Here is an 18373-nt window from a genome sequence, read left to right as displayed (position 1 = left end):
TCACGGTGGATTGTTAATCGGGAAACAAATTTATTGCCCCACACCACGAACTTAGCGCTATCAGCTAGCGTTCACCGTTCGTCGCAAAATGAATTTCTTGCAGCCCGGAAGGGAACTAAATCCATGTTTGACGCGAAAAGCCTCCTCGATGCACTGGTGGGCGGCGCAAAGCCCGCACACACATCAGGCGCACCAGATACAACAGCACACGGCGACCCACTTGGCGACCTCCTGCGCAATATCATTCCCGACAAGAACTCAGAAAATGCAGGCGCCGCAGCGCCCCCATCGTCGTCAGGAGACGACATTGGCGACATCCTCAACAACCTAAAGGAAAAAATTGGCGCTGAAGGCGGCCTCGGTGACATTCTCGGCCAAGTCTTTGGCCAAGCCACTTCCGGCGTCCGTGAAGGCGCCGGCAAGATCGACGAAGCCACGGGAGCCAGCGACAGCGTCGGCGATGCCGTCCGTCAACTTTCCGGCAAATCACCAGAAGAACTGATCGCCACCGTCCGCGAAATGATCGCCAACAACCAGCTCGGCGCTGGTGCGGCATTGGGCGGCCTCGGCGCCCTGATCCTCGGCACTCAGACGGGCCGTTCAGTCGCCGTGGGCGCGGCCAAGATAGGTGCGCTGGCGCTCATCGGCGGCCTTGCCTACAAAGCTTATCAAAACTACCAGCAAGGTCGGCCTTTGATCACCGGAAAGGACGAGGTCGTAGCCGAACCTCCTCCAGGCTCAGGGTTTGAACCCTCAGCCGTCAGCAATAGGGAAGCGTTGACGCTTATCCGCACTATGGTGGCCGCCGCAGCAGCGGATGGCCGGGTCGACTCGATCGAGCAAAATGCAATTCTCGGCAGTCTTCCCCAACATGGCCTGAACGGAGAGGCCGAAGAATTCCTCGCCGCCCAACTCAATCACCCCGCATCGATCGACGAAATAGCCGGAGCGATCCGATCTAAGGAAGAAGCAGTCCGGGTCTACACAGCCGCGCGCATTACCATCGAACCCGATTCCGATGCTGAAAAAGACTTTCTGGCCAGCCTCGCCTCACGGCTCAACATTGAGCCAGAGCTGGCTGCACATCTCAATGCCTCAGCACGCCAAGTTGGCGCCTAGCTATATTCTTTAGATACGAGAAAAAAGGGGAGGCCAAACGCCTCCCCTTTCGATTTCTGTCTTTTACCGCAGCCGGTCTCAAACCATCCGAGGCAATAGACAGCGTTGGCTGTCAGTTGTTGTTCATGCCCGTCGTAACTGACGACTGCTGATCCTGATCCTTCTTGAAGAAGACATCGACACGCATGCCTGTCAGCAGCGGCGGTGATCCATCCAGATCAGCAACCACTTCCAATACATCGACATCGTTGGGACGACGCGGACCACGTGACGCGATACGCGGGCTACCCAGCGCCGACGCGATTTCAGTCACTGCGCCAGTGAATTCACGATCAGGATAGGCGTCGGCCTTAATGACGACCTTCTGACCAACGCGGATCTTGGAAACATCACGCTCTTCGACTTCTGCGCGCACACGCAATCCCGAAACGTTACCAAAAAGGACGAGAGGTGATTGCGGGCCCGGTGTTGCGATCTCGCCTTCGCGCGCGATCACGTTCAAGACCGTACCGTCAAACGGCGCCCGTACACGCGTCTTTTCATAGGCATTTTCAGCCATGGAAAGCTCAGCCCGCGCAATCGTCAAAGACGTCTCCAGCCGTGTCGGCAGAGGCATGTCTGAACGCTCCGCAACCTTGGCGAAATTCTTGCGTTCATCGCGCACTAACGTCTGAGCCTCATCGACAGCTTTGCGCACATCGGCAAGGTCGGCCTCAGACGCATCGCCCGCCCGTACACGCTCAGCGGTGTCGTCGAATTTCCGCCAATCGTCAAAGAGCGAACGTTCGGCATCTGCCAACGCATCCTCCGCGCGGCGGCGATCAAGCGCAGGCCCTGTGGCCTCTTCCTCGCTGCGCTCGCGCTTGCGCACCTCAACTTCTGAACGTGCTGCTACGACCCGCTGCCATGCGTCATCCGCATCAAGCTTGACCAGAATATCGCCCTTGCGAACTTGCGCGTTCGTCGCGACGGGAATCTCAACGACCAATCCGCCGGTCTCAGCCGAAACCTTGACCTCACCCGATTTGGGCTCGATCCGCCCAGTCGCCGAAGCGGCCCACCGCGCGCGAATAACCGAGTTTGAATCCACTTCCGCCGCGGTCTGGGCATGCGCTGCACCCGCGGTCCAACTCTGCTTGAGAACCGTCGATGCTATCGAAGCCGCCAGAACGCTCGCAATAGCGAACGTTGCCAAGGTCGAGTTAATTTTAGGCATGAGCTTTGCGCCTCTTTGTCAAATCCGTAATTTCTGGAGCATCTAGCCCCTGCGGCCGGCGCTCTTCGCCGACGATAAGACCGTCTTCAATCTTGACCACGCGATCGGCGTAGCCGAGCGTTCGCGGATCGTGTGTCACGGCAAGAACGCTACGGTTCTGCTCGTGAGCGATCCGCGCCAAGAGCTCCATGACGGCATGACCGTTCTCACTATCGAGCGCAGCGGTCGGCTCATCGGCGAGAACGATAGACGGTGAGCTGACAATGGCGCGGGCAACCGCCACGCGCTGTTGCTCACCACCCGACAAATTGCCGGGGTAATTCATCAATCGGGCACCGAGCCCAACCTCGCGCAGAACATCTTCGCTGCGCGCCGCCGCTTTGTAACCTTTTTGCCCCCGGACATCGAGCGCGATGCGCACGTTCTCGAGAGCAGATAGCGTCGGAAACAAATTGTAGGATTGGAAAATGAAGCCAATGTGAGCGCGTCGCAACTCCGCCAGTTGCTCGGCACTGAGCCCCTCCGTGTTCGTCCCTGCGACGGTCAACGACCCTTCCGTAGGAGTCATGATACAGCCCAGGATCGAAAGGAGCGTAGTCTTGCCACTGCCTGAAGGCCCCATGAGCAACGTGAGTTCGCCGGGCACGAGCGACAGGTCAACGCCCTTCACAGCGACGACCTTGCCCGCACCGCGTCCAAGCTCTTTCACGATGCCCTTAGCTTCCAGAACTGGCTTACTCGTGGTCATCGGCTAAACACCGTCGCTGGGTCGATCTTCGTTACCTTGACGATGGCCGATATCGCCGAGATGGCGCACATGAACACGGTCACGGTAAAGAGTGCGGCCGCCAATTGCGGCGTCATTAGAATTGGCAGCGGCGTTGACTGGCTCGCAAAAACAATCACGCCCGCCAATATCATGCCTAGCATATAACCAAGAATAGCGCTGAGGCCTGCTTGGGCTAGGATTACTTTGTGAATATATCCGGATGAAGATCCTAATGCACGCAGAGTTGCAAACTCGTTGATGTGATCCTTCGTACTGGAATAAAGGGTTTGCGCCACGATTACAGTGCCCACCAGAATACCGAGCAAAGCGCCACCAATAAGCGCAACGCCAGCACCCGTACGGAACAACCATTGTTTCAGGCTACGGTCGTGAAATTCTTCTTTTGTCAGAACTTCCGCCGACTCAAGCCGGTTCAGCAATTGTTTTCTAACCGTCTCGACATCGGCATTTGGTGCGAGTTTTACAAGATGAAAGGTCGCAATATCGCTCGGCAAATTGAGGAGCTGCCGCGCACGCGATAGAGGCATGTAAACATAAGGTGACTGCGTGAATGAGCGAATGCCGTCTGTCAACGCATTGATCTTAACGCGCCCAAAGTCGATTTGCGCAGAATCGCCAATCCCATGAACACCGAGGTCAGAAAGATAGGTGCGATCAACTGCAATCGCGTCCGGTGCTTTGATGTCTTCCCACGTCCCCTTCACCAAATTCCAGGGCTTTAACGCACCGTCTTCGGCGTCGGATCCGACAACGACAACACGCGTAGAGCCGCCCTCAGGTTTACGCCACTCGGCAAACTTCACCACGATAGGCGTCACCGAAACAACGCCAGGTGTCGCGAGTGCCTGATGCCGTTCGCGCGTGCTTAGCAGCGCACCGCCATCCTCGAAACTTTTCGCCCCAAACGCCGTAATCCAGAGCGTCGCATCTGCTTGGTCGATGTTCGCTGTGATCATGCGGCTCGCGCCGAGATAAAGGCCAAGCTGAACCGCGACCAGCACAATCGAAAAGAGAATGCCGACCAACGTAACCGTAAGTCGTACGCGATCATGAAATAGGTTTCGAAATGCGAGTGTCAGAACCATTTAGCCAACCCGGCGTTGCGCCATTGATTTTTATCGCCATCAGTTCAACAAGAACTTCGCAGGCGCATAGAGTGCCGCTAGCAAGGTCCGAATTCTGTCGCCTAGAAGGCGTTCCTATCGGGCCATTAGCGCGGGAACGAAAAATCATGCCATATCGTTAGGTTTTACAATACAATTTTATAGTTAACGTATGGCAAGATATAAGTTTTTTGAAGGCTACGACCGATTTTCCGGCTATCTCGAAGCCGAGCCCCGATCCATCAGAGTGTAAAATATTAGCCTACAGTTGAGAAACCAAGCTTTCGCCGCTTATTTTGTTTACATCAGCCTCTAAAACCCTCTCGTCAACTATTGAAAAGCCCAGCCATGTCAAGTCTTTCACTGACCTCAACCCGGAAACTGCGCGTCATCGCCGCAGGCGGCGCCGCGGCTTGCGCGCTCGTCATTCATACGACTATAGGCTCAGCGATCGCCCAGGAACCACCTCAGGAACTTGGCATTTGGTATGACGACACCGGTCGTGGTGCTGTCAAAATCTCTCAATGCGGCACCTACCTGTGTGGCCACATCCACTGGCTCAAATCGCCTCTCAACAGCAAAGGCGAACCGCTTCACGACGCCAACAACCCAAACCCAAATGCGCGCATGCGTCCCGTGTGTGGCATGCAGGTTTTCGGCCAACTTACGCCCCAGGGCGACGGCACATGGGACGGCGGCTGGATCTACGATCCCAAGGTCGGCAAGTCCTATGACGTCGAAATCAAGAGCGCAGGCGCCGATGTCTTGGAGGTCCGCGGCTACGCTGGAATTAAGATGTTTGGCAAAACTCTCGTTTGGCGCAAAGCCCCCGACGATCTACCCAATTGTGATTTAGCCGAAGCGAACGGGAGCAAGCGCTAAGGCAGCAACCAAGAGCCTCCAGAAAGGTTCCTGGAAATAAAAAAGCACAGCACAATTCCAAGCGCTGTGCTTTTATTTTTCTCTCAATAGCGCGCAGCTCTCGTGAACTATTCTGCAGCGCCGGCTTGCACCGCATCAGCAACGCCAACGCTTCCGACACGTGCCCGCTGCTGGTCACGCCGCGCGAGCATGCGCTGAACGAAATCAACGGCACGCTCCATCACGATATCTCTCTGCCGATCGAGCGTAACCATATGGTAGCTGTCATCAAGCACGATCGTCTCGACGTATCCACCTAGATCTTTCTGCAAAACCAGTGTGTTAGAGAGGTTGCTCTGATCGTCGTGACGCGGATGGACGATGATCGCCGGAGCCGTGCACGCACCTAGGTTGCGCTTCACAGCCTTCACCAGTCGATGGAACTCCAACACCATCACGCCCGAACGCGCATAAGCCTGCTCGACGCCAGGACCCGAGCCCTTGAACGCCTCGATCATGAAATTGCGAACGCGCTCATCCTTGATACCGTGCGGCTCGCGCTGCTTGAAACGGAACATCCGCGCAAACCAACGCTGCGTAACCAAGCGATAAAAATTGAAATACCAGGGAATAGCCCAGCCGTTCGGCCACAACGTCGGCGCAAACACGAGCAGGCCTTCCACTTCGTTAGACCGCTGCTGAGCAAGCCGCATCGCGACAATAGAGCCAGCCGAAAGCCCGCCAATAAGAACCGTATCGCACTTGGCCTTGAGCTCGTCGAAGGCCTTTTCGGCTTCCGCATACCAGTCCTGCCACCGCGAAAGGCTAAGCACGTCAGTACCATTCGCCATACCGGGAAGCATAGGGCAACTCACCGTGTAGCCGTTGCGCGCAATGCCCTGAGCTAAGAATTTAAGCTCCATGGGCGTCCCGCCGAGGCTATGGAACAACAGCACCCCGACTTTGCCGCCCCCGTAATGTATGCTGCTCAGATACCCTGTATTCTTCTTTTTGTTCATGCTTCTGTACGCTTCCGCTGACATCCGAGCCGAGCTTTGTGTAGGCGATCTTTATCACTGCGAGCGTCGACCTTTAGCCGACACATGCTCCCGCGCGTGTAACCTACGGAACTGCCATAATGTATTGGCGTCCCCCGCTTGGCTCGGTGACTCTACCGAGAAGGTTTATTCCGCCGCTCTGGTCATCCCGCTCATCCCGACAACCTCACCGCGACGAATACCCTCCTGCTAATTCGCAGGCTAAAACTCCCTCTGCTATCATTTGAGCTTTCCGGCGGCCTTATAAGACAAAGAATGTCATGGCACCGTTAATTGGCTTGTATGTCACCTACTGAACGAAACGTATCGCCTTGACGATAGGGCAACGTGACGCAATTGCGAATATCCAAAAATTGAAACGCGTAAAATGAATCTTTTCGTAATGTCATATCTATAAGGATACATTATCGATAACTTACGCAACGCATTTACGCCCTCTGTGTGCGGATTGACACATCTGTTGTCACGCTTCCGCCGTCCACGACCGCGGCACTTTCCGCAATATAATTGTGACTCCCGTATGACCGAATGCCCGCGACAATTCGGGTAAGCCGCTCGTTACGTCTTATCTCCACAATTGTGGCAATGCTGTAGATTCGTAGACGTACATCTGACATAGCTCGTCCATTGTGGCATATGCACAACACGAGACTAAGGTATGCGACATTTCCGTAGGCCGCGCAAAGTCCTGAGCAAAGAGCCTCAGACGCGCCTAGAAATATGATGTTAAGGTTAATGTATCACCGTTGTGATCAGGGCCTTTCCACCTCCCTGGGTAGCGATGCCTCTCCGATCACGAATTTCTCATTATCGAAATTGCAAAACGCCCCCGGCACATTTCCATAACTTCACCGCGCTCTGCTCAAAAGTTCGCCATCTGAAAAATATGAAATCGTTGTCACTATTAACCACAAGCGCGCACGTTATAGTTACCGGAAATTGCGCAGCGCACTTCACACTGACTTGGTCGCGTGCGGATTTGGCAAAATTATCGAGCGGAGGTTGAATCGTTGCTGCGCGCCTATCGTTTGCCGGTTTCCATACTTTTGAGCCTGACGCTTTCACTTGCGCCGGTTCTGGAGCCACTTCACGCCCAAACGTCAATCCCGCTGCCTGATATCGAAGCTTGCAAAGCTCAAGATGAGGAGGCCTTCCGATCCGCGATCAAGGCCGTCACGACAAGCGCCTTGCGAACCAACCTTGGCACCGTCGACTACGACGCCCTTGTCGCCGAGCAATGGCGCAAGAACAACGTCAGTCAACTGATTGATGATCGCGTCGACATCGCTGTTGCTGAGGTCCGCGACGAGTCAAGCTGGGGCACACTGCTTAAGTCTCTCGCTTATAAAGAGCAGGCCCAGAAACTGGCAACTGAAGTCGCCGAACGCGTTTATCGCTCGGACGCAATGAAAACGGCTATCGCCGATCTCGCGACAGCCGTCGGCCTGGAAGTTGGTGGCCGCATCGAGCAAGCAACCCGCGACGCCTCCCAACCGGCATTGCAATGCCTGCAGAGCTATCTTGGGCCTCGCTACGGCGCAACGGTCAGCGCAATCGTTCGCGATGATGCGCAAAGAGATTTCGCTGGAGCGTCGGACGCTGGGGGAGCCGATATATCGGCGGGTTCCATTTTACGCGAATCCAGCGCGGGCATCACTGGCGCAGCTATTCTCCTTGTACGTCGACAACTCGCAAATCTCGCGCGGAGCGTTGGGCAGCGCATGGTCGGCAGTGTTCTGTCCCGCCTTGTCTCGGTTGTGGCGGGCGGCGTCGGCCTTGTCCTGATCGCGAAGGACTTATGGGATCTGCGTTACGGTGTCCTGCCGATCATCGCATCGGAAATGAAGTCGGATGCCAGCAAAGATCAGGTTCGCGCAGAATTGGCCAAGAGCCTAAGTGAGCAAATGCGCAGTCATGTCGACGAAATTGGCGCTGCGGCTGCTGACCGCGTCGTCGAGGTCTGGCGCGATTTCCGCAGCGCGCACTTGAAAGCACTCGAACTCGCCGAAACCAATCAAGAATTTAGAACCTTCCTCGATAACGTCCGACAATCCGACCTTGGGCGTCTGGATGAAGTTGTCGGTCTCGTTCTGGCAAGTGAAGGCGAAACCGGGGTTCTCACGCGGCTGGAGAACGGCACTCTGAACGAAGCAATCACCAGTCTGCCAGAACCCGCGATGGAGATTGCGCGCGCTACACGCTCTCTTGAAACTGCTCTCAAGTGGTCGGCAGTGGCTGGAAACAACATCAGTGCCGTTGTCGAGTACGGTATCTATCAGCAAGCCAGTCCGGACTCGTTTTCCACCTACACGCTGCAACGCGTTCTCGCTCTGAAAGATCGTATCGCCATCGCCCGGCTCGCCGGTGTCAACCGCGACGCTCGCGAAATCTTATTAGAACTAGGCGACTCCTCTTTGCTTGGATTGTCACGGAGCCTCACCAGCGATGAACTGGCGACACTAAGCAGCTACCTTACCGGCCTGAAACGTGAACCCCGCGAACGCGTTTTGCGCGCCGTTGCGGCCTCACCGGCGAAAATGCAGGTTCTGGCGTCGGAAGGTGTGCGCAATGCTGTCGTCGCAAGCTCCGATCAGAACGCAGCTGTAGAGATGATGCTGCGAAATGATACCTCCGTAGATCCCACCAAGGTTGCCTCCGATTTCAAACTCGTTTGGGATGGCCGCGTCAGCCCGTCCCTCCTCGTCAATAAACATCCCCTCTCATTGGGGGCATTGGCGGTCGCGTTGGTCATTCTTCTGTTGCTCCTCCGTCGCCTCTTCAGCGTGAGGCGACCATCGAAGATTGGCACCGACGCGTAGCAAACAGAGGCAAGGCCTGACCTCAATTTTCAAAGATTGTGAGACCGTCAACAGAGGCGGATAGGCCACAGCGCATTGGTACGGTTTCATGCTAGAGCAGTCAGCCGAAGCGGATTTGCCCCGGCACATCCGCAAGAGGGACCGTAAAGACTTGGGACGGGAGACTAAAAAATGGGGCTTAAGGCACCGGGGATCATCACTTTTCTAATAGCGATTATTTTGACCGTCACTGTACTGATCATGAAGTTCTTTGACGCCAAGATTCCTTTTCTGGAGAATCGCGAGTTCTGGGTACTTTTGTTCTCCCACTTCCTCTTAATACTTGGGTGTTTGACACGTGGGCTGTAGCCACTAGCGTTGAATTTCTCAGCGACCCACAACCGACGGCTGTCCAACCCAGAATTTAGCTTTCTCATGTGCCCAACTGTCGCGCGGCACAATTTGGACTCGCCTCAACCTGCCCATCTGGGTGACGTTTCTCGTATGAACCGGGAACCGTACACGTTGACAAATTTCGCTAATCGCATCCGAATGTCATCGCCTGGGATTGTAGCCGCCGTCGTTTTGACGGTGGCAGCCGCAGGTTTCCTCCTTGCAGCACTGATCGGTCGCGGTGGTGTTAACCCCGTAGCCGGTATGGTGCCCGTCGCGGATCAGCAGCAGACCGCTGGTCCAGTCGGCAACGACAGAACATCGCGTTGAATATAAATATACTCAGCGCGACGGCTTGAGCGGATATTTCCGCTCAGCCAGCCAACCGTTTTGCGCGGCATAGTCCGCGCACTGAATTACCCAGATAAACCGTATCGGCGTTTTCAAGATCTGGAAGGGCAAGCGGCGCTTCTACAGCCCGTCCGCTCGCGAGAAGTTCGGCGCGGAAGGTTCCTGGGAGGAGACCGGCCGACAATGGCGGCGTCAAAAGCTTTCCGTCACGCTCGATGAAGATGTTGGTGCGGCTCCCTTCGCAGAGCGCTCCATTCTCGTTGAAATACACCACCTCATCAGCGCCGCAGGCCGCGTTGTAGTCCGCCCACTCAGCATCATACAGTTCACGCCTTGTCGTCTTGTGATATAGGAACGCATTGGCGCTCGAAAGCCGCGTGGAAGAGATGACATAGCCCATCTCATAATCTGGACTTGCCACCGGCTGGTTTGAAACGGTGACCTTAACAATCCCGTCTTCCGAGAGCGTCAGCCTTACACGCAGGCGTTCATTCTCTCTCCCACTCAAAGCATTCGAAATTGCTGCACGAACGGCTGCCGCATCATACACAAAACCGAAATAGGCGGCAGAACCCGCCAGCCGTGAAAAATGCCGGTCTTCGAGAACGATCCCTTCGCCTGGCTCATAGAGCATCGTCTCAATCAGTTCGAAGGTCTTCGGCGGGTCCGTTAGAAACTTCATTTTCAGAAGGCATTCGTCATATTCGTGCCCACCCTGGGAGTCGAATACAACCCCCGAACCGATACCCATTTCCCCGCGCCCATCACGCATCACAATCGGCGTCCGTATTGCAACGTTAAGCTGAGTGACACCGCCTGGCGCCAGATATCCGAGCGCTCCGCAATAAACACCACGCGCCTCAGTCTCAAGCTCTGCGATCAACTCCATCGCACGGATCTTTGGCGCACCCGTGATCGATCCCGGCGGATAGATCGCACGCAAGAGCTGCTCCAAGCCAACGCCTTCCTTGAGCTGCGCCCGAATGCCCGACGTCATCTGATGGAGTGTCTTGAAGGTTTCAACGGTAAAAAGATCCGTCACCTCCACACTACCGATCTCAGATATGCGCCCGATATCATTACGCATAAGATCGACGATCATAAGGTTTTCGGCGCGTTGCTTAGAGTCAGTCGCGAGTTCTTTGCGCTTATACGCGTCGCCCTCAATCGTACCGGCGCGCGCCGCTGTTCCTTTCATAGGCCGCGTTTCGATAACGCGATCATGTTGCGCGATAAACAATTCCGGAGAAGCAGACAGCACCGTTACTTTGCCGGTGTCCACGATACCGGCAAACGCGACCCGCTGCTTCGCCCGCAGATCGCGATAGAAGGTCAGAGGTGAACCATTGAGCTGAAAGCGAGATTTGAATGTTAGGTTGAGCTGATAGATATCACCAGCTCGGATCATCGCTTGAACCTTGGCGAAACGAGCCTCGTATTCCTCTCGGCTCCAAGCCAAAGTCACCGAGCTAAATTCATGGCTTTCACTCCGCGTCGTCGTATCGAGCCATGCACCCACTTCAGCACCAGACATGCGCCGGGGCGGATGGTATAGCCCGAACCACAGAAGCGGAACGTTGCGCTCCTTCGGCATGAGATGAGCGAGCTTGGGCTCCATGACGTAACCAAGCTCGTAGGAGAAAAAGCCCGCGGCATGATAGCCCTGGGTGATCCCGGCTTCAATCCGCGCCAACGCCGCTGCGACCTCTTCCGGCGTTTCTGCACTGACGATTTCAATCGGGTCCGTAAACAGCAGCGACGGCTCTGCCGAACCGGAACTATTGTCCAGCAGCACAAACGCTTCCGACAGCGTCACGGCGTCGCTCGACGCCGGCGGACGCGGCAATTGGCGGTTCTGAGTGGTCATTCGTGAATATAACCCGTGAGTGCGAAGAACGACACGCGTCGGCTAGCTGCCGGCCCTGCGGGAATATCCTGCTGGCCGAGTGGCACCGAGGTTTCGAAAGATCGGATCACGGAACTCCTTTCGCCAACTGTACTCACCAACAGCACTGGGCCGTCACTGCCGGTGAAGGGCTGCATCAATTCAAAGTGGTCTCGGGGCCGCCCGCCTCCGCGCCATGCACGGATCGGTGTCGGATCATTACGCATATAGTAAAGCAGTTCCGCCGTTACGGGCCTGTCGTCGGTTATCACCGTGCTAAACGGCTGTCCACGCTCTCGCGCCTCCTGAAGTTTAGCTTGCGTCGCTTTGGCGATCTCTTCCCAGCCCAAAGTCCGCGCAAAAGGATCGGCTCCAATCGGCGGCGTAAGACGTCCCGCAGCGGCAACACCCACGACAAGCACCACCACCATAGCGATATGCACGCCGAACGAAGTCTTAAGCCAAATCCACGCGGCATCCCGCATCATCGTCGCCACCACCAGAACGCACGCTGCGACATACGCGACCGCCGCCCAATTCGCATGCGCGCGCGACAAGAACGCCTGAAGCGTGATGATTGCAATCAATGGCAGAGAAAACGCCAACAGCAGCCGATCAGCATCCGGTAGCCGCTGCCGACACGCGCGCCAGGTAATGATAAGGAGCCCAGCAAACAAAATCGGACCGAAAACGCCGAACTGCGCGCCAAAGAACTCTGCCGCCTTATCGGGATGGAAGAGTGCCCCACCCCACTTGGCGTTGTCGGCCGTATGCGAAAACGTCGCGAACTTATGGTCAAGATTCCAAACGAGGTTCGGCACGATCATAAGTACGCCGAGCCCCAGCCCCACGTAGAGCCGCGCATCCCGCAGCAAATCCCGCCGGGCGGGCGTCATAACAAGATAAACCGCCAGACAAACGATGAACCAAGCCATCGCATACTTGGCGTTGAGACCCAATCCGAAGGCAAGACCGAAGAGAAGTGCCGGCCACCAGCCTGGTCCCTGCACCATCCGTACAAACGCACCAAGCGCCAGGGCCCAAAACAGCAGCAGCGGAACATCGGTCGAGATGATACCGGCCGAAACCGACACACCGGGGAGCGTGGCATAGGCCAAACCGGCCACAACGCCGACCTTATAATCATAAAGCTGCTGACCAATCCAAAACACTGCAACGGCTGTAGCCGTGTGCAGGAAGGGTGAAGGCAGCCGAATACAGAATTCGGAAAGACCACAACTATCGGTGGATAACCGGATCAGCCAAGCGATCAATGGCGGCTTGGAATAATAGCCAAACGCGGGCTCGAGACTCCAATACCAATACTGTGCTTCATCGAAAAACAGGTCCGTCCCATTGACAGCAAGCGCCAGGATGCGCACGACGAGCAGTGCGAGCAGTGCCGCGGCAAAGGCGCCGAGCCACGCCCGCTCCTGCAGGTTCTGAGACGTCCCGGCAATTTGGCTCATGCGTATTAGTCCCTGCATTCTATGGCCCAACGGGGTTGTGTCGTCAGCCGGCGGCAGCAAGCCTCAATCGCGGGCGATTTGCAAGGTTGAGGCGGACTTAAGCCCGCTGATATTGTAGCGTCCGCCGAGAATCCTCCGCCGCCAGGCCCTAAGGCCGGCCGACAAGGAGCCCGAATGCGTATTTCCGTCGTTATCCCGGCGTTGAACGAGGCCGGTAACATCGGCCGGTTGGTCGCTGAAACTTACGAACATGTGCCGGCCGAAATGCTGGCTGAAGTCATCGTGATCGACGACGGCAGCGACGATGCCACCCCTGACGAACTAAGAGATATGATCGCAGCCGGTTCCTACCCAGGCCTGCGTTTGCTACGTCACGAAGGCCGTTGCGGCCAATCAACCGCTTTACGCAGCGGAATCCTTGCCGCCACCAGCCCAGTCATTGCGACAATGGACGGTGATGGCCAGAATGACCCGCGTGATATTCCTCGCATGGTGGGCCGCCTCGCCGCGCCGGGTACAGAAGGACCCGCCCTGGTCAACGGCTGGCGTACCAATCGGCAGGCCGAAGGCTCAAAGCGGTGGGCGTCGGTCGCAGCAAATCGGATCCGTGATTGGGTTTTACGCGACGAATGCCCCGATACCGGTTGCGGCATTAAAGTCTACTGGCGCGAGGCATTCTTACGGCTTCCATTCTTCACGAGCATGCACCGCTACTTACCGGCGTTGTTCCAGACCTACGGCCACAAGGTTGTCTATGAGCCCGTCAACGACAGACCCCGCCAAGTCGGCATCTCGAAATATTCGAACATCGGCCGCGCCATCATCGGCCTGTACGATCTGTTCGGCGTAAGTTGGCTACGCCGCCGCACGCGCGTACCAAACATTATTGAAGCCCTGCCATCAGACCGCCGCAATGCGGGCGTCGCTCAGTTAGGGCACGAGACAGCCGCTCCAAGCGTTGGAACGGCGGCACGCACTCAATAATCCGGCTTGGGGCACATCCGAACCAAGTCTGCGATTCTTGAGAATTTGAGGGCATCCAGCCAATGGAATTTTTAGCCACTGCCGCAATTAAGCTGGCTGATTGGTGGTCCGCCACCCCAACGGCCGAAATTATCTGGCTTGTAATTGGGTTCTCCGCTCAGCTCATGTTTTCCATGCGCTTCATCGTGCAGTGGATTGCGAGTGAGCGCGCACGCCGCTCCATCGTACCCGAGACCTTCTGGTATTTTTCATTCGTAGGCGGCGCAATGCTGTTCGCATACGCCATTTACCGCGTCGACCCGGTCTTCATCCTTGGCCAGGGCACAGGACTTCTGATCTACGCACGCAACATATACTTCATCTCAGCTCACAAGAAGGAAACCGCGGCCGCTGAAGCGGGGCCGTCACGAGCGTCCGATCCCACCAATATCCCCGCCGAATAACGGCGAACCGATAAAGGATTGCTCTGCGCACGGCACATTGAGCCGATACAAAAAGCGATGCGAAATCCGTTTCGTTGGGTTCAAGCAACAAAGCCGCACATAAGGGGCTTCACAATCTGCCAGAATGTGCTACATGACCACTCCCGGTGCCGCTACGACGTGTTCGGCACCTGCCTTGCAGTTCATAGCGTCATGACCCACATGAAGGCTTAAGCAAGGCTCCTTCGCATCAGTCCCGGCACTTCATTTGTGAAGCTCGCCTTGGCGCGCAAAGGTCGGGATATTGATTGGTGACGCGGGGTGGAGCAGCCCGGTAGCTCGTCAGGCTCATAACCTGAAGGTCGTAGGTTCAAATCCTGCCCCCGCAACCAAATTTATCTAAGAAAATCAGCAAGTTAAGAAGCCAGGTTCCAGCCGGGCTTTCTTGCGCTTGGATTTCGTGCGCCACCTGTGCGCCACGGCTCGGCGAACGCCTATGCTGCGCACCATCCGCAAATGGCTTGTATGTGTGCATGAACCGGTCCGGCGGATTCACCACCATCAGAGCATGTCTCAGGAGCGACGGGTCTTGCTCCAATTCAGCGCAGCTATGTCGGCAAAGCCGCGTCAACAGCCATAGAGCGATTGTGGTCTCCTATTCACGTAGTCGATGTTGCGCGTAATCCCATAAACGACCTTCCCGGGTGCTTTTGTACAAGCAAACCACCGGATTGGCTCAGCAAGTTGCTGGCCTGCGAACCTTCGCGACAGTACACTAACGTGGCTCGAAGACGGATTTGGGAAGAGAGCCATCACGGACGGAACGTCCAGGCGGGGGCGACCGAAAAGGAGACTCGTCATGGCAAAGCGCAATGGAAGCAAGAGACAAGACGACGAGAACAAAGCAGAAGACCAGCGCGTATCGGAACTTGGCGGCAGGGAAACACTGAAGCGAAAAGAGTTCGAAAAGGCGCTGAAGCCACTCCACGTAGAGCTGGTTAAACTTCAGGAGTGGGTTCGCCATGAGGGCCGCAAGGTATGCATCGTATTCGAAGGACGAGATGGCGCAGGCAAGGGCGGCGTGATTAAGGCCATCACCGCTCGTGTCAGCCCTCGCATCTTCCGCGTCATCGCTTTGCCTGCGCCGACAGAGCGCGAAAAGTCTCAGATGTACGTCCAGCGCTACTTGCCTCACTTGCCCGCAGCGGGCGAGATCGTGATCTTCGATCGGAGCTGGTACAATCGCGCCGGCGTCGAAAGAGTGATGGGCTTCTGCACGGACGAGCAGGTCCAGGACTTTCTCAGAGTCGTACCGAACGTCGAGAAAGCCATAGTGGACTCCGGTGTCATCCTCTTAAAATACTGGCTCGAGGTGAGTGCGGAGGAGCAGACAAAGCGGCTTGAAGACCGCATCGACGATGGACGCAAAATCTGGAAGCTGTCCGACATGGATTTGAAGTCCTACACCCGCTGGGACGGCTATACGAAAGCGCGTGACGATATGTTCAGTGCCACCGACACGGCCTGGGCGCCGTGGTACGTGGCACGATCCGACGACAAACGCCGCGCGCGGCTGAACATCATCAAACACCTTCTGGGCAATATCCCCTACAAGAGTGTGCCGCGCGACAAGGTGAAGCTTCCGAAGAGGAAGGCGACTGCAAGCGCGCCAGCGCACCCGGTGAAAATGGTGCAGGAACTGTACTGAAGAGAGCTGTCTCCTTTTTTCTATTGGGCCGTCCATCCGCCTTCGATCGGGATCGCCGCCCCCGTGATCTGGGCGCCCGAGTCGCCGCAGAGGAATACGGCTAGCGCGCCGATCTGCTCGGCCGTAACAAATTGGTGTGTTGGTTGTGCGTGGAGTAACACATCCCGCACAACCTCTTCTTCCGAAATACCCCGCGCCTTGGCAGTCTCAGGAATCTGCTTCTCGACTAACGGCGTGAGCACGTAGCCCGGACATATGGCGTTCACCGTAATGCCGTGCTCGGCCGTCTCGAGCGCCACCACCCTGGTCAAGCCGAGAATCCCGTGCTTCGACGCGACATAGGCGGATTTGAACGGCGACGCGACGAGCGCATGCGCCGAAGCAATATTTATGATGCGGCCCCACCTGCGTTTCTTCATTTCCGGGACGACGGCCCGCATGGCGTGGAACGCTGCCGACAGATTGACCGCGATAATGGCATCCCATTTCTCGGCGGGAAATGTCTCGATAGGTGCGACATGCTGGATGCCCGCGTTGTTGACGAGGACGTCTACCTTCTGGAACATGCTGTGCGCCCGCTCCACCATGGCCGCAATCTCGTCCGCTTTGGACATGTCGGCGCCCGAATAGCCGGTGTTGACTCCGAACTCCTTTTCGATCGCTGTACGGGTGCGCTTGACCTGCGTCTGATCGCCGAGGCCATTGATGAGCACGTTCATGCCCTGCGCGGCGAAAGCCCGCGCAATAGCGAGACCGATTCCGCTCGTCGAGCCGGTGACGATTGCCGATTTTCCCCTGAGTTTTGGCCGCGGTGTTACCTCGACCTTTGCGGCTGCGCTTCCATGTTTCATGGCATTTCTCCAATACTAGCCAAGCCCCGCGGGTTTTCCTCGTCAGAGCACCATCTCAGGCACCCGGCGTGGAACGATCAGTTCGGCGTCCGTTGCTTTCACGACGTCGGCTACAGACACGCCAGGCGCTGTCTCGGTCAGCGTTGCACGGCCGTCGGGGAATGCGATCACTGCCATCTCCGTGACGACAAGATCGATAGGGCGGACAGACGTCAGCGGAAGCGAGCATTCCTTGAGAATTTTTGGCTTTCCCTTGGCTGTGTGCTGCATGGCGACGACAACCCGCTTCGCGCCGGTGACTAGGTCCATGGCGCCGCCCATGCCCGGCACCATCTTGTCCGGGATCATCCAGTTCGCAAGAAGCCCACCCTGATCGACTTGGAGCCCACCGAGCACCGTCAAATCGACGTGACCGCCACGGATGAGACCGAATGAGAGCGCGCTGTCGAAGGTGGAGGCGCCCGGGAGAGCGGTGACTGGGCGGCCACCAGCGTCCGTCAGCGTCGGATGGGCCATGCCTTCCTCCGGCGGCCGCCCAGTGCCTATAAGGCCGTTCTCAGACTGGAAGAATACCTGAATGTCAGACGGAACGTAATTGGCCACGAGGGTCGGGATTCCAATCCCGAGATTGACGAGCATGCCGCTGCGCAGTTCGCGCGCAATGCGTTTGGCTATGATCGTCTGAGCGTCCATGATGGTCACACATTTGCGACGAGATAATCGACGAGAGGTGCGGGAGTGACGACATGGTCGGGCGCAATTAGCCCCACCGGGACGATGTTCTCAGCGCCGGCAATGACGTTCACGGCCGCCATGGCCATTAGCGGATTGAAATTGCGCGCTGTAAGGGCGTACGAGAGATTGCCTAGATAGTCGGCCAGGAAGGCGTGGACGAGAGCGAAATCGGCGCGCAAGGGCGTCTCCAGCAGGAACACCTTGCCGTCGACATCGACCTTCCTTCTGCCATCCTCGGCCATGGTGCCTACCCCAGTCGGCGTCAGTACCCCTCCGAGACCAAAGCCCCCCGCTCGAATGCGTTCAGCGAGGGTTCCTTGCGGGACCAATTCGACGGAGAGCTCGCCAGCCAGCATTTGCTGTTGGGTTTCCGAATTGAGGCCAATGTGGCTTGCGATCACCTTGCGCACGAGCTTCGCGCTAATGAGCTTGCCGATCCCTACGCCAGGCTTGGCGGTGTCGTTAGCGATAACACAGAGGTTGTGCTTTTCCTGACGCACGAGTTCATTCACGATGCGCTCGGGCGTGCCGACGCCGAGGAATCCGCCGATCATCAGATCGGCGCCGTCGGGTATCATGGCAACTGCCTCGGAGACCGGAATCGTCTTCATTTGCGTCGCCTAGTTGGGC

At 56.8% G+C, this 18373-nt stretch carries 16 protein-coding genes and 1 tRNA gene; 8 read left to right on the top strand and 9 right to left on the bottom strand.

The genetic code is table 11. From position 1 onward, the window contains the following. Nucleotides 1-123 precede the first annotated feature (123 nt). Nucleotides 124-1119, top strand: a complete 996-nt coding sequence (locus YBN1229_RS17470) for a tellurite resistance TerB family protein (RefSeq protein WP_046479457.1) — start codon at nt 124-126, stop codon at nt 1117-1119. Between the two features lie 112 nt (nt 1120-1231). Here YBN1229_RS17470 and YBN1229_RS17465 read toward each other — a convergent pair whose 3' ends face one another. From YBN1229_RS17465 to YBN1229_RS17455, 3 genes are read right to left on the bottom strand one after another with little or no spacing between them, the layout of a single operon-like run. Beyond that, nucleotides 1232-2335 (bottom strand): HlyD family secretion protein, encoded by a 1104-nt coding sequence (locus YBN1229_RS17465; protein ID WP_046479456.1) that lies wholly within the window; start codon nt 2333-2335, stop codon nt 1232-1234. Further along, a complete protein-coding gene (locus tag YBN1229_RS17460) occupies nt 2328-3083 on the bottom strand; it encodes an ABC transporter ATP-binding protein (protein WP_046479455.1) in 756 nt (251 codons plus the stop codon). Before YBN1229_RS17460 ends, YBN1229_RS17465 begins: the two co-directional genes overlap by 8 nt. Continuing rightward, the gene (locus YBN1229_RS17455) at nt 3080-4210 is read right to left on the bottom strand and encodes an ABC transporter permease (protein ID WP_046479454.1); all 1131 of its coding nucleotides are present in this window, start codon (nt 4208-4210) and stop codon (nt 3080-3082) included. Before YBN1229_RS17455 ends, YBN1229_RS17460 begins: the two co-directional genes overlap by 4 nt. A gap of 366 nt (nt 4211-4576) precedes the next feature. Between YBN1229_RS17455 and YBN1229_RS17450 the strand changes: the two genes are divergently transcribed. Continuing rightward, on the top strand, nt 4577-5110 hold the full coding sequence (locus YBN1229_RS17450) for a DUF2147 domain-containing protein (protein WP_052744056.1): 534 nt from the start codon (nt 4577-4579) through the stop codon (nt 5108-5110). A 107-nt stretch (nt 5111-5217) separates the two neighbouring features. On the opposite strand, the gene YBN1229_RS17445 is transcribed toward YBN1229_RS17450, so the two are convergent. After that, entirely contained in the window at nt 5218-6108 is an 891-nt protein-coding gene (locus YBN1229_RS17445) for an alpha/beta hydrolase (RefSeq protein WP_046479453.1), read from the bottom strand. A 1049-nt stretch (nt 6109-7157) separates the two neighbouring features. On the opposite strand from YBN1229_RS17445, the gene YBN1229_RS17440 reads away from it, so the two are divergent. Next, on the top strand, nt 7158-8966 hold the full coding sequence (locus YBN1229_RS17440) for a hypothetical protein (RefSeq protein WP_046480773.1): 1809 nt from the start codon (nt 7158-7160) through the stop codon (nt 8964-8966). A gap of 504 nt (nt 8967-9470) precedes the next feature. Beyond that, nucleotides 9471-9668, top strand: coding sequence for a hypothetical protein (locus tag YBN1229_RS18940; RefSeq protein ID WP_152025038.1), 198 nt, complete (start codon nt 9471-9473; stop codon nt 9666-9668). Between the two features lie 43 nt (nt 9669-9711). Here YBN1229_RS18940 and pabB read toward each other — a convergent pair whose 3' ends face one another. Both pabB and YBN1229_RS17430 read right to left on the bottom strand, forming a co-directional pair. Further along, nucleotides 9712-11556, bottom strand: a complete 1845-nt coding sequence (gene pabB / locus YBN1229_RS17435) for an aminodeoxychorismate synthase component I (protein WP_082101199.1) — start codon at nt 11554-11556, stop codon at nt 9712-9714. After that, nucleotides 11553-13043, bottom strand: coding sequence for an ArnT family glycosyltransferase (locus tag YBN1229_RS17430; protein WP_052744055.1), 1491 nt, complete (start codon nt 13041-13043; stop codon nt 11553-11555). The genes pabB and YBN1229_RS17430 overlap by 4 nt, the downstream gene beginning before the upstream one ends. A 174-nt stretch (nt 13044-13217) precedes the next feature. Between YBN1229_RS17430 and YBN1229_RS17425 the strand changes: the two genes are divergently transcribed. From YBN1229_RS17425 to ppk2, 4 genes are all read left to right on the top strand, one after another. Next, on the top strand, nt 13218-14027 hold the full coding sequence (locus YBN1229_RS17425; RefSeq protein WP_076605356.1) for a glycosyltransferase family 2 protein: 810 nt from the start codon (nt 13218-13220) through the stop codon (nt 14025-14027). A 62-nt stretch (nt 14028-14089) separates the two neighbouring features. Further along, nucleotides 14090-14470, top strand: a complete 381-nt coding sequence (locus tag YBN1229_RS17420) for a lipid-A-disaccharide synthase N-terminal domain-containing protein (RefSeq protein ID WP_082101197.1) — start codon at nt 14090-14092, stop codon at nt 14468-14470. Nucleotides 14471-14764: 294 nt separating this feature from the next. Then, nucleotides 14765-14841: transfer RNA gene (locus YBN1229_RS17415), tRNA-Met, on the top strand. A 467-nt stretch (nt 14842-15308) separates the two neighbouring features. Next, entirely contained in the window at nt 15309-16157 is an 849-nt protein-coding gene (gene ppk2 / locus YBN1229_RS17405; RefSeq protein ID WP_046479452.1) for a polyphosphate kinase 2, read from the top strand. A gap of 20 nt (nt 16158-16177) precedes the next feature. Here the strand turns inward: ppk2 and YBN1229_RS17400 are convergent, their stop codons facing one another. From YBN1229_RS17400 to YBN1229_RS17390, 3 genes are read right to left on the bottom strand one after another with little or no spacing between them, the layout of a single operon-like run. Continuing rightward, nucleotides 16178-17008: a 3-hydroxybutyrate dehydrogenase gene (locus tag YBN1229_RS17400; protein ID WP_046479451.1), complete on the bottom strand. Its 831-nt coding sequence runs from the start codon at nt 17006-17008 to the stop codon at nt 16178-16180. 42 nt (nt 17009-17050) lie between these two features. Beyond that, nucleotides 17051-17701: a 3-oxoacid CoA-transferase subunit B gene (locus tag YBN1229_RS17395; protein WP_046480763.1), complete on the bottom strand. Its 651-nt coding sequence runs from the start codon at nt 17699-17701 to the stop codon at nt 17051-17053. A gap of 5 nt (nt 17702-17706) precedes the next feature. After that, complete coding sequence (locus tag YBN1229_RS17390; protein WP_046479450.1) at nt 17707-18354, bottom strand: CoA transferase subunit A; 648 nt, start codon at nt 18352-18354, stop codon at nt 17707-17709. Nucleotides 18355-18373 lie beyond the last annotated feature (19 nt).

This window comes from Candidatus Filomicrobium marinum, assembly GCF_000981545.1.
GTDB classification, from domain to species: Bacteria; Pseudomonadota; Alphaproteobacteria; order Rhizobiales; family Hyphomicrobiaceae; genus Filomicrobium; species Filomicrobium insigne.
This window is presented reverse-complemented; position numbering and strand designations above follow the sequence as displayed.

Bases quoted from the DNA above. Each gene is read 5' to 3' on its own strand.
- YBN1229_RS17470 (WP_046479457.1), top strand. From the start codon at position 124: ATGTTTGACGCGAAAAGCCTCCTCGATGCACTGGTGGGCGGCGCAAAG.
- YBN1229_RS17465 (WP_046479456.1), bottom strand. From the start codon at position 2,335: ATGCCTAAAATTAACTCGACCTTGGCAACGTTCGCTATTGCGAGCGTT.
- YBN1229_RS17460 (WP_046479455.1), bottom strand. From the start codon at position 3,083: ATGACCACGAGTAAGCCAGTTCTGGAAGCTAAGGGCATCGTGAAAGAG.
- YBN1229_RS17455 (WP_046479454.1), bottom strand. From the start codon at position 4,210: ATGGTTCTGACACTCGCATTTCGAAACCTATTTCATGATCGCGTACGA.
- YBN1229_RS17450 (WP_052744056.1), top strand. From the start codon at position 4,577: ATGTCAAGTCTTTCACTGACCTCAACCCGGAAACTGCGCGTCATCGCC.
- YBN1229_RS17445 (WP_046479453.1), bottom strand. From the start codon at position 6,108: ATGAACAAAAAGAAGAATACAGGGTATCTGAGCAGCATACATTACGGG.
- pabB (WP_082101199.1), bottom strand. From the start codon at position 11,556: ATGACCACTCAGAACCGCCAATTGCCGCGTCCGCCGGCGTCGAGCGAC.
- YBN1229_RS17430 (WP_052744055.1), bottom strand. From the start codon at position 13,043: ATGAGCCAAATTGCCGGGACGTCTCAGAACCTGCAGGAGCGGGCGTGG.
- YBN1229_RS17425 (WP_076605356.1), top strand. From the start codon at position 13,218: ATGCGTATTTCCGTCGTTATCCCGGCGTTGAACGAGGCCGGTAACATC.
- YBN1229_RS17420 (WP_082101197.1), top strand. From the start codon at position 14,090: ATGGAATTTTTAGCCACTGCCGCAATTAAGCTGGCTGATTGGTGGTCC.
- ppk2 (WP_046479452.1), top strand. From the start codon at position 15,309: ATGGCAAAGCGCAATGGAAGCAAGAGACAAGACGACGAGAACAAAGCA.
- YBN1229_RS17400 (WP_046479451.1), bottom strand. From the start codon at position 17,008: ATGAAACATGGAAGCGCAGCCGCAAAGGTCGAGGTAACACCGCGGCCA.
- YBN1229_RS17395 (WP_046480763.1), bottom strand. From the start codon at position 17,701: ATGGACGCTCAGACGATCATAGCCAAACGCATTGCGCGCGAACTGCGC.
- YBN1229_RS17390 (WP_046479450.1), bottom strand. From the start codon at position 18,354: ATGAAGACGATTCCGGTCTCCGAGGCAGTTGCCATGATACCCGACGGC.